Origin of the sequence: Micromonospora sp. NPDC005257 (genome assembly GCF_042872445.1) — a bacterium.
Lineage (GTDB): Bacteria > Actinomycetota > Actinomycetes > Mycobacteriales > Micromonosporaceae > Micromonospora.
The window spans coordinates 1-15,059 of sequence record NZ_JBIAKL010000008.1 but is presented as its reverse complement, the minus strand read 5'-3'; the positions used below and the strand labels follow the sequence as shown (position 1 = coordinate 15,059).

Here is a 15,059-nt window from a genome sequence, read left to right as displayed (position 1 = left end):
AGTGCGCTCAGGTAAGTACTCGCGGCGACCGGTTCGACGACATGCGGCTAAGCCTGACGCATCTCACGCGATGAGTCAACTGATCCCACATTTTGGTTCACGGACGTGGGCGTGTCGACCGTCGGCACCCTCTCCGCACCCGGCGCCACCTGCGAAGATCCTTCCATCGAGGGACGCGGGGCGGGCGGGTTGTCGCGCAGCCGGGGCAGCAGCGGAGACGGGGTGCGCGCCGGTGGGGCGGGCGGCGCCGGCGGCATCGCCGTGTGCCGGTTGCCGGGCGCTGTCGCCGCCTCCAGCATCGCCTCCAGGTGCTCGGCCGGTACGCCCCAGCCGAACAACGCGCCCTGGCCGAACCGGCAGCCGGCGGCCACCACCGCGGCCAGCTCGGCAGGGTTGGTGACGCCCTCGGCGATCACCTCCAGCCCGAGCTGGTGACCCAGGCGCATGACGATGTCGACCATCGGGGCGAACGCCGGGCCGTCCCGCCCGACCGGCCGGACCGGCTCGTGCTCGGCGACCAGACTGTGATCGATCTTGAGGATGTCGATCGGCAGCCGCCGGAGCTGCCCGAGCGACGAGTAACCGGCGCCGAAGTCGTCCAGCGCGATCCGGACGCCGGTCAGCCGCAGCGCGGTGAGCCGCCGGATCAGCTCGTCCAGATCGGTGGCCACCGCGTGCTCGGTCACCTCCAGCACCAGCCGTTGCGGCGGTACGTGGTGCGCACGCAGCGCTTCGGCGACCTGGACCACGTACTCCGGAGCGTGCAGCTCGCGCGGTGAGACGTTCACCGACACCCAGACGTCGTGCCCGTCGGCCAGCCAGCGGGAGAGCTGGTAGCAGGCCTGGTGCAGCACCCACGCGCCGAGCTTGGCGATCATCCCGCACTCCTCGGCCAGCGGGATGAACTCGTCCGGCCGCACGTTGCCCAGCTCCGGGTGCCGCCAGCGCAGCAGCGCCTCCGCGCCGACCGGTCGCACCGACGGCAGCGAGGCCACCGGCTGGAAGACCAGCCGCAGCTCGTCGCGCTCGATCGCGCCGCGCAGCTCGTGCTCCATCCGGGTGCGCCGGCTCAGCAACTGGTCGTACGTGGCGTCGTAGCGCTCGATCCGGTTCTTGCCCCGCTGCTTGGCGTAGCGCAGCGCCAGGTCGGCGTTGCGCAGCAGCAGCTCGACGTCCTGCTCCCCCTGGCCGGCGGCCACCCCGATGCTCACCGACAGGAAGACCGGCCCGTCCCCCTGCTCGTAAGGGCGGCCGAGCACCCCGAGCAGGCGGTCGGCGACCGGGCCCGGATCGACCGGCCCGGGCATCAGCACCGCGAACTCGTCACCACCGAGCCGGGCGGCCAGGTCACCCGGGCGCAGGTTGCCCCGCAGCCGCCGCCCCACCTCGACCAGCACCGCGTCGCCCACATCGTGCCCGTACATGTCGTTGACGTTCTTGAAGCCGTCGAGGTCGAGCCCGAGCAGCACGCACGGGCGGCCCGACTCGGCGCAGCGGTGCAGAGCACGCAGCAGCCCGCGCCGGTTCGCCAGCCCGGTGAGCGGGTCGGTGTGCGCCAGCTCGCGGAAGTGCGCCTCCCGCTCGGCCAGCCGGACGGCGTAGCCGCGTACGTCGTTCAGGGCCAGGTACTGCCGGGTCACCAGGGCGAACCCCTCGACGGTGCCGGCCACGATGGCGTACCCGTCGAATCCGCCGCCCTGCACCAGGTGGTACATCGCGGAGGCGGCCAAGGCGAACATCGGCACGAAGGCGTACTCGCCGTCGCGGCGGATGAAGCCGACGTCGAGCTGCGTCAGGTCGGCGCGGCGCCCGGCGACGGCGGTGGCCAGCAGGCCGGCGGCGGTCAGCACGGCGCCGGTGAGCACCATGCCCGGGCCGGCCTGGCAGAGCCCGGCGGCCACGGCCAGCCCGCCGGCCGCCACCGCTGTCGCCGCGGCGGCGAGCAGCGTCAGCCACCCGCGCGGCGGCGCGACCCGCAGCACGACGATCACCGTGAGCCCGATGGTGAGCGCCGCGCTCACCGTCGCCAGCACGATCGGCAGGCAGGCGACCGGAGTCGCGTCACCGAGCAGCCGGGTCGGTTCGCTGACCGCCACCCAGCCGACGAACCAGAGCGCGCAGCCCATGATCAGGCCGTCGAGCAGCAGCCGGGCGGTGGCGGCCCGGGTCGCGGCGGCGCCGGGCAGCCGCAGCACGGCGGCGCCGAGACCGAGCGCGGCGAGCGTCGTGCCGACGGCGACGAGGACCGCCCACACGGTCCGCTGGCCCTGCCGGTGCGCCCAGTGGTCCCCGGCGGCCAGCAAACCGCCGAGGCCGATCAGCAGGCTGAGCAGGGCCGCCCCGGCGGCGAGCGCCAGCAGCAGGTGGGCCGGCCCGCGGGGGCCGGTGCGGCGCCGCGCGGACACGGCGAGCAGCACCGTGGCGGCGGCCGCGGCGACCCCGCTCAGCGCCGCGACGGTGACCATCCCCGGGGACGACTGCACGCGTCAACTCTGCCGGATGAGCGCCTCCCGTGGGGCACCGGGTGTGCAACTGTTGGGACACGGGGGTGCGCGCCGCCGGATCGCCGCGCGGATGGTGTCAGACTGGTTCTCATGCCTGAGCTGCGGTCGAGGACCTCCACCCACGGTCGGACGATGGCCGGCGCCCGGGCCCTGTGGCGGGCCACCGGGATGACCGACGACGACTTCGGCAAGCCGATCGTCGCCATCGCGAACAGTTTCACCCAGTTCGTGCCCGGCCACGTCCACCTCAAGGACCTCGGCGGCCTGGTCGCCGACGCGGTGGCCGAGGCCGGCGGCGTCGGCCGGGAGTTCAACACGATCGCCGTGGACGACGGCATCGCCATGGGCCACGGCGGCATGCTCTACTCGCTGCCCAGCCGGGAGCTGATCGCCGACGCGGTGGAGTACATGGTCAACGCGCACTGCGCGGACGCCCTGGTCTGCATCTCCAACTGCGACAAGATCACCCCCGGGATGCTGCTGGCCGCGCTGCGGCTCAACATCCCGACCGTCTTCGTCTCCGGGGGCCCGATGGAGGCCGGCAAGACGGTGGCGATCGAGGGCGTCGTGCACTCCAAGATCGACCTGATCGACGCCATGATCGCCTCCTCGAACGAGGCGGTCACCGACGACCAGCTCGGCGAGATCGAGCGGTCCGCGTGCCCGACCTGCGGCTCCTGCTCCGGCATGTTCACCGCCAACTCGATGAACTGCCTCACCGAGGCCATCGGCCTGGCGCTGCCCGGCAACGGCTCGACGCTCGCCACCCACGCCGCGCGCCGGTCGCTGTTCGTCGAGGCCGGGCGCACCGTCGTCGAGATCGCCAAGCAGTGGTACGAGCAGGACGACGCCTCGGTGCTGCCGCGCTCGATCGCCGGCCGGGAGGCGTTCGAGAACGCGATCGCCCTCGACGTGGCCATGGGCGGCTCGACGAACACCGTGCTGCACCTGCTCGCCGCCGCCCGCGAGGCGGAGCTGGACTTCGGCGTGGGCGACATCGACGAGATCTCCCGCCGGGTGCCGTGCCTGGCCAAGGTCGCCCCGAACTCGCCGAACTACCACATGGAGGACGTGCACCGGGCCGGCGGCATCCCGGCCATCCTCGGCGAGCTGGACCGCGCCGGGCTGCTGCACCGTGACGTGCGGGCGGTGCACTCCCCCGGCCTCGACAAGTGGCTGGCCGACTGGGACGTGCGCGGCGGCTCGGCCCGGCCGGAGGCGATCGAGCTGTTCCACGCCGCCCCGGGCGGCGTGCGCACCACCGAGCCGTTCTCCACCGCCAACCGCTGGTCGTCGCTGGACACCGACGCGGCCGGCGGCTGCATCAGGGACCGCGAGCACGCGTACAGCGCGGACGGCGGGCTGGCCATCCTGCACGGCAACCTCGCGCCGGCCGGCTGCGTGGTGAAGACCGCCGGTGTGCCCGAGGAGTGCCTGACGTTCCGCGGCCCGGCCAAGGTCTACGAGTCGCAGGACGACGCGGTGACCGCGATCCTCGCCAAGGAGATCGTCGCCGGGGACGTGGTGGTGATCCGGTACGAGGGCCCGAAGGGCGGCCCCGGCATGCAGGAGATGCTCTACCCCACCTCGTTCCTCAAGGGCCGTGGGCTGGGCCGCTCCTGCGCGCTGCTCACCGACGGCCGGTTCTCCGGCGGCACCTCCGGCCTGTCCATCGGGCACGTGTCTCCCGAGGCGGCCTCCGGCGGGCTGATCGCGCTGGTCCGCGACGGCGACGAGATCGTCATCGACATCCCGGGCCGGTCGATCGAGCTGAACGTGCCCGCCGACGAACTGGAGACGCGCCGGGTGGCCGAGGAGAAGCGGGACCGCCCGTACACCCCTGTCGACCGGCAGCGTCCGGTGTCGGCGGCGCTGCGCGCGTACGCGTCGATGGCGACCTCGGCCAGCGACGGCGCCTACCGCCGCGTCCCCGAGTGACGTAAGGCAGGGCCCCCTCTTAACGCCTCCGGTAGAGGAGGGGGGCCCTGCCTAAGACCCGACGTCTGTGAAGCGAACCGGTTCCGCCAGTACGGCTACTGCCGCATCCAGGTCGGCGAGGCGTGCCGCCACGGTCGCGACGGCGAGCCGCTCGGGTAGGGCTGCGCCGAATTTGAGGCCGGCGACAGCCCGCCGGTCGATGTCGGGAAGGCACAACCGTTGACCGGCGTCGGTCACCAGGGCTCGCCACTGGTCCCTTGTCACATCCCGGCGGAGGCGAATGGCACAGTCGTCGAAGCGCTGCGAGGGGTCAACCACCGCACTGAGCGTGGCGGCCAGAGTAGCGTTGCCCCGTAGACCCGCCCAGGTCCACCAGTGAAGCTCGCCGCGGGAACGCACGACACAGGTGCCGCCCAGGTGAACCTGGGACGAACGCTCCTCACGGATCGCCGCGAGCCGGTTCGCCGCCCGCGTGGTCAACCGCACCGGCGGGTCCTTCCCGAGCAGTACCTGCCGCATGGCTTGAGTCAACGGAAAGCTCGCCCCGAGCCAGCCCTGCGAGGTCCACCGGGCCCGGCCGCCGCCGTCCGCGAGTTCCACGAAGCAGCGCCGCCGTCGCCAGTCGACGTAGTTGACCCGCCAACTCCGGCCGCCCAGCAGCAGTCGGCGGTCTCCCCGCACCTCCTCGGTGAGCAGGCTCGGGTCGATCCGCCCCAGTTCCTGCCGCCCGTGCAGGACGGTGAACTCCGGCGGACCCGTGAACACAGCGGTCAGCTCCATGAAGTGCCGCCGGCCGAACCGCTGTTCTGCCTGCAGGCCGATGAACAGCAGCCCGCCGTCGCTGTCGAGGTAACCCTGGTCCGTCAGATGGCGCACGACCGGCTCGGCGCTCCGGTCGAACGGGGGCAAACCGTTCCACGCCTGCGTCCAGAGCCGGTCTCCGACGCGGCCTTCCTGCAAACAGAGCGCGAGCATCTGCTGGGCGACGATGTGGCGAGGTTCGGGCGGAGGGAGGACCGGCTCCACCCAGCCTTCGCCCCACAGCGACAGCAGAGCGGCGGCCCTGGTCAGCTCCGTCGCGCTGCGGCAGAGGAAGAGGCAGTTGCGCGAATTGCCCGGTCTGCGCCCACTGCGACCGAGCCGCTGCAGGAATGAAGCCACGGTCGTCGGGGAGTCGATCTGGATCACCCGATCCAGGTCACCCACGTCGATACCGAGTTCCAGCGTGCTGGTGGACACGATGACACAATCCCGGGCCTCGGCGAATGCGTGCTCTGTCCGGCGCCGTTCGTCGAGTGAGAGCGAGGCGTGGGAGAGGAAGGTGGTGACGCCGCGTTCGCGGAGCAGCTGTGCCAGTTCCTCGACCGTTCGCCGGGACTCGCAGAAGACCAGCCGCTTCTCCCCCCGGTGCAGGGCAGCGATGACAACGGCCGCGTTGGCCAGCGATCCCACGTAGTCGAGTTCGACCTCACCTGGCGGAGGCCCACCAACGGGACGAACGTCGGTGACCTGGTCGGGGGCGACGACGGTGCCCGGACGGCTGCCCGCTCCCGACCCCTGCAGCCAGGTGAGAAGCTGTTCTGGGTTGCCCACGGTGGCGGAGAGTCCGACCCGCTGCAGGGGTCGGCCGGTCACCCGCACCAGTCTTTCGAGCAGCGCCAGCAGGTGCCAGCCGCGGTCGTCGCCAGCGAAGGCATGCACCTCATCCACCACTACGGCGCGCACACCGGCGAGGAAGAACCGGTGGTCGACCTTTGCACTCACCAGCATGGACTCGATCGATTCGGGTGTGGTCAGCAGAATGTCAGGGTGTTGCCACAATGCTCGGCGACGAGCCGTCGCGCTCACATCACCGTGCCAGAGTGCGACCGTGCGCCCTAGCCAACCGGCGTACCGTTCCAGCCGCGGATGCAGGTTGTTGAGCAGCGCTTTCAGTGGGCACAGGTAGAGCAGCGAGGTGCCGCTCCAATGCTCACCCGCCATGCGGGTGAGCAGCGGGAAGATCGCAGCTTCGGTCTTGCCCCCGGCCGTCGCGGCGAGCAGCAGCGCGTCGTCGCCGCGCGCCACCGGCGCGAGGGCGGCACGCTGCAGCGGACGTAGATCCGGCCAGCCGAGGCTGTTGACCACGTGGTGCAACAGCACCGGGTCCAGCGGGATGCCCTCGCTCACATCGACAGCTCGACGTCGTCGGCCGCGACCGCGTTCCGCTCGACGTCGGTCAGCTCATCGGGCCGCAGGGTCAGTCCGTAGTGCTGGCGCGGGTCCCAGTCGGGGAACTGGTCGACGCGGTCCAGGACATCCGCGACGAGCTTCTTGAGATAGACCCGGGGCGCCACCCCGACCTGGCCGCCCAGCCGTCCGGCTACCGCGCGGGCGAGTTCACCGAGGTAGCCGTCATCGACGAGCGCGAACACCCGTGCCTCACCGTAGATATCCCGGACCCGGACGCCGAGTTGAACCAGAGACTCCTCGGTGAAGCCGGGGAGTCGGAGTTGGGTGGCGCGGGGATTGTCCCAGCGGGGTTCCGGGCCGAAGTCGGTGGCGAGTCGTTGAGCGAGCGGGGCGAGCCGCTGGACGCCCTGCGGGCCGTCAAAAAACGCCGGTGTGCCGGTGATCATCAGGAAGAGTCCGGGGAAGCGGCCAGCGTAGATGTCGTCGACGAGTTGCCGCAAGGCGTTGAGTGCCTTGTCCCGTGCATCCGCGCGAACCCGCTGCAGCGTTTCGACCTCATCGAGTACCAGAAGCAGACCAGGGTGGCCACTGTCGCGCAGCACGGCCAGCAGGCCACGTAGGAAGTTGAGCGCACCGAAGTGGTCAAGGTCGCCCTTCACCCCAGCGACTCGCCGGGTGGCCGCAGCGACGTGCGGCTGCCCGCCCAACCAGGCGGCGAGACCACCCGCAGTGACATCGTCGCCGTCCGCGAGCGCGGTACGGTAGCCGCGCAGTGCCGCCGCGAACGCGGGGGTGCTCCGCGAGATGTCCGCCAAGCGGCTTTCGAGCAGCGCACCCACCGCGCGGTCGAGCGCTTCGGCGTCCGCCTCGGTAGCCGTGCCGGCAGCTAAGACATCTTCCTCCAAGGCGAAGATCCAGTTGTCGAGTACGGGCCGCAGCGCGCTCGGTGGGAACTGTTCGGTGGACAACTGCTCGACGAGTCGCCGGTAGACCGTCTCCATCCGGTGCAGCGGCGTCTCGAGTTCGGAGATCTGCACTTCGGCCACCGCGAAGCCGCGCCGTTTCGCCCGTTCGCCGAGCCACCGGGTGAAGAAGGTCTTTCCGGCCCCGTACTCACCTCGGACCGCCTTGAACACGCTGCCCGCACCGGCCACCCGGTCCAGGTCCTCGTCGAGGGCTGCCGTGAACCGGTCGAGGCCGACCGCGAGCGCGTCCAGACCATTGGCGGGCACGACGCCCCGGCGCAACGCGTCGATGATGTCCCGTCGGCGGCGGGCGCTGACCTCGACCGTCATGAGGGCCCCAGCACAAACTGCTCGATCATCAGGGGGATGTCCAACTTCGCCGTTCGACCGTCCGGGTCGAGGCTGAGGACCGGGTAACCCTCGACCTGCAACAGCCGCCGGAGCGCGGTGAAGGTGGCGGACATGCGGTGTACCGGCACGCCCGCCCGGGTGGCCAGCGTCTCCAGGGTGGCCCGGCCGTTGCCGGCGAGGAGGGCGGTGACCATCGCGGCCACCCGCTCGTCGGGGATGGGTGCCCGACTTCCCCGCCGGTCGGCGTAGACCTGGCTGGCGAGCAGCGCCTCCACGAGCGCGGACGATGGGTCGATCGGGGCCGGCGGACCGGCGGGCGGGGACGGGACCGCTGCCACCGGTGCCTGGGGCGGCACGTCGAACAGGCTCTCGTCCTGGACGGCCGCTCGGGGACGGCGGGTCGGACGGGCCGCCGCCGTGCGAGGGACGGGCAGTGCGGGCTGGTCCTCGGGTGCGGTCTGCCGAACCGGTTCCCGCCACCAGTCCGGGCTGGCGACCGGCGCTCCCGACCATCCGGGGACGGCCGCGTCGTCACCGGAGGCGAAGAGCAGCAGCGGGATGACCGTCTCGGCCGGGCTCGCGCCCCCGTGGTAGCCGGCCTTGCGCGGGCCGTACCGCAGTTCCTCCCGCCAGGGCAGGATCAGGTCGCCGCCCCCGAGCGCCACCCGGCTGCCCCGGAAGCGCAGCTCACCGTCGGCAGGCTCGCCGGTGGGGGGACGCCATCGGTTCTCGCTGCTCTCCGACCGGCACAGCACGGCCTCGGAGCCGCGGTCGACGACGTGCCCGTGGTCGGAGACCAGCACCACGATCCGGTCCTGGGCGACAGCAAGCAGGTCGCGCAGCCCTTTGACCGTGTCAGCGCTCCACTCGACGGTACCCGGGTCGCTGCGGTCGAGCGCGTCGTCGATGGTGTTGATGACGGCGGCGACAAGCGGGACAGTCGGATCCTCGATCGAGGCGGCTACCTCATGGTCGACGGCCAGCCCGGCCGGCGTCCGCAGGTCGGCCTTGTGCAGCAGCACCGCGCCCGGGAAACGGGCCCTGAACCCCTTCAACTCGTCGCCGCGGTCACCGACTCTGATCATGCCGGTGAACAGGCTGCACCGGTTGACGGCGGTGACCGTGGGCAGTGCGGCGAGGGCACCGGTGCGCTGCCCCCCGTGCGGGGTGAGTTCGGTCCAGGCGCCGCTGCGCCCCAGTGACTCGGCGATCTCGATACCCGCCGCCGCTCCCATGCCGTCGAGAAGCAGCAGCAGGACGCGCCGGCCGTGGTCCAGGATCGGCTGGACCACCCGGTCCAGCAGGTCTTCCACGCGCAACAGGGCGCCGGGGTCACGCTCCGCACCGGTGGTGTCCTGCAACAGCTCGGCGAACTCACGGTCGTGACGGGACCTGCGGGCGTGCACCGCCTGGTGCAGGATCCGGTACGCCTCACCGACCTGCTGGTCGACGTCGCCGTCGAAGATGTCGAGCCGGGCTCGGTCGACCCAGCCGTCCTCGCGGATCTGCCGGTGCACGGCGTCGAGCATGGTGGCGGGCGACGCCTGCTCGGGTGTGGCCAACCAGCGCAGAAGCCGGACGGCCATCCGAGCGGTCTCCACCCGCGCCCGGTCGGCCGACCGGTGGGCTTCCACCTCTGCCAACCGATCCTGTGCCCGCTCGATCAGGTCACCGGCGGGCGCGGCGCCTCCGGCAACCGGCAGTGCCAGCCGTACCGCGGCGCCGAAGGCCCGCATGCGCTGGGTGAAGCCGGCCGGGAGCAGGGTGGAGGCGGCGAGCCGGCCGGACACGCCGATCTCCCCCGCGATATCCTCGGCTCGGCGCAGCATCCGGTGTGCCTCGTGCCGGACCGCCTCGTCGTCGAGTGCCCGGTAGATCCACGCCTCGGCGGCTTCGGTGAAGGCCCATGCCTGCGTTTCGGTGAGCCGAGTGCCGGCGAAACGCGGCTCCAGCCGGGTCCGGGCCACCGCGAGCTCGACATCCGACGCCTGCGCGGAGTCACGCGGCCAGAGCACGCCGGCCAGCAGGCCCAGCGGGATGGCGTCGACCCCTTGCCCGGCGCGCACGGCCGCCAGCACCGGTACGGCGACCGCACCGGCAACGTCGACCAGGAACGTGCCGAGCCCGTCGATCCATTCGGCCGACAGTTCGCTGAGGCGCATCTGCGCCGCAGCGTCGGTGCTCCAGTGCAGCAGTCCCGCGGCGTCCAGCCCGTCGGGTTCGAGTCCGAGTACCGTCCCGGCGAGGTGCCTCAACGCGTGGTCGCGCGTCAGGATGGTTCCCGTCGGTGGCGGCCAGCCCTCGGCCGGCGCCAGTTCGGTGAGCGCGTCGGCAACCCAGCGACCGGTGCGCACCAGCGTCGAGTCCGGTCGCACCTGGCCACCGAACGCCTGGCTGACCAGGTCCCAGGGATCCACACTGCGTCCGGTCTGGAGGCTGACGTGCGCCAGCAGCCCGTCACCCAGCTCGCTGTCGGTGAGGTCGGTGAGCAGGACGAGCTTCTCCTGCGCCGACCGGTCAGCCAGGGCAGCTCGCGCCGCCAGAGGCGTCGGGCAGGGCACCACCCGCACGGTTCTGCCACCCACGGTCAGCACGGGCTCATCGGTCCAGTGCGGCCGGGCCAGCAGCACGATGGCGTCGGCGTCGTCCCGCTCGGCGAGCCACGACTCGACCTTGCGGCGCACCGCCGCCGGGCGAACAGTGGCCCGTGGCACGCTCATACCTGCTGCTCCGGAAGGACGACCCGCCAGACGATCGAAACCGGACGTCCGGCGGAAACCGCCGCTCGAATCCCGAGGACAACTTCCTCCAGCGCATCCAGGTCGTGGACTGTCGTCTCCCCGGGGACCGCCGGTGTCGGCTCGACGGGCGTGTTGCTGCCGTTCCCTCGCTGCCGGGGGATCAACGGCTGGACGACGTCAGGCCCTGAATCGACGACCGGATCCTGGTTACCTCGTGCAACGCCCGCCCCCGGCGGAGCGGGGGGCGGCGGCGGGGGCGAGGGCGGCGGCGGGGGCGAGGGCGGCGGCGGGGTCACCGGTCGCTGTGCCGCGAGCATCTCGACCGACGCTTCGACCGCTCGCCGCACCGCCTCGGCCAGATCCGTACCGTGCTGCTCGTCACGCCCCGCGGCGTGCAACTGGTCCATGATGCTTCGAGCGCGCGGGTCGTCCTGCGCCGCTGACCGCCGGCTGATCGCGTCGATCACCGACCACTGCGCGTCGGTCAACGCGTGGGTGAGTTCCTGCGCTCGCTTGAACACCTGGCTCGCGGCATGGCCGTCCACACCGCCGAGGCGTCGCTCGCCCTCGGCGACCACGGCGACGAGCACCACGTCGTCGGGTTCCTGGGCGACCTCGGTGAGTAGCTGCGCGACCCGCCGTGCCGTGGCCAGCCGACCGGACTCGGCGAGCGGGTCGAGTCCGAGACGCGTCGCGTTCGACTCCAGCTTCTCCACGAGTTGACCGGCGGGCCGTGCATACCGGGTGGCGACCTCGCGCATCGTGCCCGCCAGAGCGCCCAGGTTGGCCGGATTGCGGAACCGAGGCAGAACCTCGCCGAAGAAGGGCTGGCCGAAACTCACTGCCGCCTTCCAGGTCTCGTCGTCCGGCATCGGTGGGTGGCGCAGCTCGAAGCGGTCCTCCACGCCGTTGACCGCCGCTACGCTGATCTTGCCGCCGTTTTCGTACCAGCTGAGCTGCTGCTCGAACGCGAAGACCGCGATGATCAGATTTTGCAGCTCCCGATCGAAGCCGCGGGCCTTAGGCACGTCGAGCAGCTTGCGCAACGCGTGTACCGGCCAGCGGTCCCGGTAGTCCTGCCGGGCCGCCTCCTGCAGCAGGTGCCGGCTCCAGAAGCAGGTGCTGATGTCGAGAACGTAGCGGTGGTCGACCACCTCACCGAGCTGCAGCGGGTTGCAGATTCGGCGCAGCGTCTTCTGGTCGGCCGGGGAGTCGATGGAGACGCCGTGGGTAGGATCGGCGGCAGCGCGCTTGGCGTATTCGAACACCTTCAGCAGGTCGGCCCGGGCGAGCGGCTTCTCGTCGACCGGCAGCGCGGGGGTGCCCGGGTACGACCAGTCCAGCAGCTCGCCGGTGAGGTTGCGGAACGCGTCGGCGAGCGTCCCGCCCCTCGGATCACCGACACGCAGTCCCTCGGCCAGTGTGTGCAGCACGCCGACGCTGTCGGAGTGCACGTCGGACGGCTGCGGACTCGCGGCCCCGTACGCCTGCTTGAGCGCGGTTATCAGGCCGTCGCGGAGCTGGGTCTGGCGCTGCAGCAGGTAGACCCGGCCCTGCTGCCGATCGGCCTGGGGCCAGTCGGCGGCAAGTGTGTTGAGCCGCTCCCCCGCGCCACCCACGCCGAGCAGATAGTTGATTTTTGCGAGCTGGGCGACCCGGCTCATCATGTCGTCGGTCAGGTACAGCGGCAGCCAGAACACGGTATTGGAACCCCGGGGCAGCTCGTCGATCCGAGCTCGGTCCGCGTTCCGGGGAAAATCCTGCGGATCGAACGGATAGTCGATGACGATTCGCCAGGACTCGCCAGGAGCGATCAGGGCGGCGACCGGCATGGTGAGCGGGTTGCGGACGTTGCCGAACTTGACCTGTACGACGTGCCGCCGCCCCCGCCACTCGCGGGGGTGCTGCAACTCACCGTGGCTCCCCTCGGTGCCGGTCAGCCCCATCTCCGCGCTGATCAGCTCGCGGAGCAACTGCTGCCGTACGCCCGCCGAGGTCTCGTTGTGCGGCACCAGGTCCAGCAGCTTGTCGAAGTCGACGGTGTGCAGCTTGAGCGACACGACCGGGTCGTGCTCGTCGGTGAGGTGCAGCTCGCCGGCGTCCTGCGAGATCTTTCGCAGCCGGGTGAGCACCATGGTGTTCTCGTAGCCGGGAATCGGCGAGGCGATCGAACCGAAGTTGAGCGCGTGCAGCTTGGCCGCGGTCAGGTTGTGCAGCGCCGGCACCTCGGGCACCAGCGCGCCGAGCAGGATGGTCTTGACCAGCTTGTCGTCGAGCTGGAACTGGGGGTGTGCTGCTGCCCGTTCTTCGTCGATGCCGTTGAGGGTGAGCAGCAACGGGCGCAGCTTGCGCAGATAGAGGTTGCGGGCGGCGTCGAACTGCTGCCGTAGCTTCGGGCGGTCCGGCAGCTCGCCGTGCAGCACCAGCGGGTCGAAGAGCGCGGCGACCCCGATCAGGTCGTTGACCTTCAACGTGTCACGCCGCTCGACCAGCAGCTCGGTCATCACCTTCAGCGCGGTCCGCTCGCGCTGCAACGCCTGCGACAGCGCGACCAGGGTGGCCACCAGAGCCGGCGAGAACGGATAGAGCTGGCGGAACGCGGTGGCGTCGGACCCGATACCCGCGTCGCCGTACTGTGCGCCGAGCAGCAGAATGTCCCACACCTCGCGGTTGTGCCGGACGGCGGCGAACGCGTTGTCGATGACCGCCCGCGCCGCCTCGTCGTTGGGGTGCAGCAGTCGCTTCTCGGTGATCTCCGGCAGGTTGGTGTCGGCGAGGACGATCTCCCCGAGCCGACCCTGGACGCTGCGCATCACGTGCGCCAGCGCCTCCCGCTCGGTGCCGCCGACCTGCGGGCCAAGGAACTCCTCCAGGTTGCGCTGCCGGGCGACGAAGGAGATCAGCGGCAGCGGCCGGGCCGCGTCCGCGGACTCGACCAGCTTGTTGAGCTTGGCTCCCTCGGTGTTGACGAATGTGTAGTCGGCGATGCGGCCGGACAACCAGAGGATCAACTCGTCGAGGAAGAGGACGATCCCGTCGTACCCGAGGGACTTGGCATGCCGGGTGATGACCGCGAGGCCGGTGTCCAGGTCGAGGTATTCGGCGCTGTGTACCGCGCCGCTGAAGAACGTCTGGGTGAGCGCACTGACGAGCGCGTCGCGGTCCTTCGTGCCGGGTGGCTGCGCGGCCGCCTCCGCGTACCGCTGCGGGGTCCAGCCCTCGGCCTGGGCCCGCATCGCGGCCAGGCCGAGGCCGCCCGCGCCCGGCGCGGCGGCACCACCGCGCAGCGCCGCGAAGAACTTGTCGTCGCCCAGCGTCCGCCGCAGGCCCGCTGCGTTGTCCAACAACGCATCCGACCGGTGTACGGCAGGTACCGGCGCGTCCGGGTGCGCGGCGGTGATCTGGCGTAGGTAGCCCTCGAGGATCGCCTGCTCGACCGAGCGCGCGTCGAGCATGTGCAGCGTCAGGGCGAGGAACTTCCGTCCAGGGAGCCAGGAATCGGCCGCGACCACCGGGCCCTCGAGCCCTTTGATCTTCCGGGCGTCGGGGTTGTGCGCCAGGATCTCCCGCAGCACGGCCATGAAGTGCGACTTGCCGGAACCGAACGAGCCGTGCAGGAACATGGCCTGGGAGCGACCGGTCGTGACCGCGTGGCCGATCCGCTGCAACGCGGTAGCGAAGTTGTCGCGAAGCTGGTCGGTGACGACGTACCGATGAAGGTCGGCGCCCTCGGCCGCCTTCACCACGAAGTCACCCTCGCCGACGGACGTCGGGATGTTAATCAGGTCGCGCAGCAGCGTCACCGGTGGTTCCTCCAGCCTCCCCAGGGGTGTCCGACACGCTACCCATCGGTCCGATTGCTGCCCACCACGCCGATTGGCCGGAATCCTGCCCGCCTGACGGAAGCCGCCGTGGAACGCCGATCTCCGCGTCGGCCGATCGTCCGAGGAACCGCAGATCAGGGGCAGCCCTTGCCGCACCTGCGACTGGCGACGGACATGAGCATGAGTCGGATTCTGGACAGTCGCGCGCGTCGCTACAGCCCGGTCAGGTCGGTGGCCTCGGCGAGCAGGCGCTGCACCGTCACCGTCGTGGCGGTGCAGCGCGCAGCCGGATGCGGCTCGGTGAGCCGCATCCGGCAACGGACAGGTCACGAGGTCAGGATCACCAGGAGCAGCACGAACAGCAGCAAACCGCCAACGGCGAACCCGAGGCCACCGGTCCCGTTGGTCTCCGTCGTCGTGGCCGGGCGCTCTCGATAATGCGAACGCACCCACGCGCCGTTGCTGCGCTGGTGGGCTGCTTGACCGGGGTCTTGATGCCGTGGCCTGTGCTTTCGTAGCCGGAGTCGGCCAGGGCGGGTAGGTCGAGTTCGGCGGCGGACCAGT

6 protein-coding genes are annotated in these 15,059 nt (G+C 71.2%); 1 reads left to right on the top strand and 5 read right to left on the bottom strand.

What is annotated here, in order from left to right:
- Positions 1-47 precede the first annotated feature (47 nt).
- On the bottom strand, positions 48-2,483 hold the full coding sequence (locus ACFYO8_RS17810; RefSeq protein ID WP_387257341.1) for a putative bifunctional diguanylate cyclase/phosphodiesterase: 2,436 nt from the start codon (positions 2,481-2,483) through the stop codon (positions 48-50).
- 111 nt (positions 2,484-2,594) lie between these two features.
- Between ACFYO8_RS17810 and ilvD the strand changes: the two genes are divergently transcribed.
- Positions 2,595-4,442 carry a dihydroxy-acid dehydratase gene (ilvD, locus tag ACFYO8_RS17805; RefSeq protein ID WP_357707630.1) on the top strand — a complete coding sequence of 616 codons (1,848 nt, stop codon included), beginning with the start codon at positions 2,595-2,597 and terminating at the stop codon, positions 4,440-4,442.
- Between the two features lie 51 nt (positions 4,443-4,493).
- Here ilvD and ACFYO8_RS17800 read toward each other — a convergent pair whose 3' ends face one another.
- The 4 genes from ACFYO8_RS17800 to ACFYO8_RS17785 are packed head-to-tail and all read right to left on the bottom strand — an operon-like array spanning position 4,494 to position 14,474.
- Entirely contained in the window at positions 4,494-6,611 is a 2,118-nt protein-coding gene (locus tag ACFYO8_RS17800; RefSeq protein ID WP_357707628.1) for a DEAD/DEAH box helicase, read from the bottom strand.
- Positions 6,608-7,909, bottom strand: a complete 1,302-nt coding sequence (gene brxD, locus ACFYO8_RS17795; RefSeq protein ID WP_357707626.1) for a BREX system ATP-binding protein BrxD — start codon at positions 7,907-7,909, stop codon at positions 6,608-6,610. Before brxD ends, ACFYO8_RS17800 begins: the two co-directional genes overlap by 4 nt.
- Entirely contained in the window at positions 7,906-10,650 is a 2,745-nt protein-coding gene (pglZ, locus tag ACFYO8_RS17790; protein ID WP_357707624.1) for a BREX-2 system phosphatase PglZ, read from the bottom strand. Before pglZ ends, brxD begins: the two co-directional genes overlap by 4 nt.
- The gene (locus ACFYO8_RS17785) at positions 10,647-14,474 is read right to left on the bottom strand and encodes a phage resistance protein (protein WP_387257339.1); all 3,828 of its coding nucleotides are present in this window, start codon (positions 14,472-14,474) and stop codon (positions 10,647-10,649) included. Before ACFYO8_RS17785 ends, pglZ begins: the two co-directional genes overlap by 4 nt.
- Positions 14,475-15,059 lie beyond the last annotated feature (585 nt).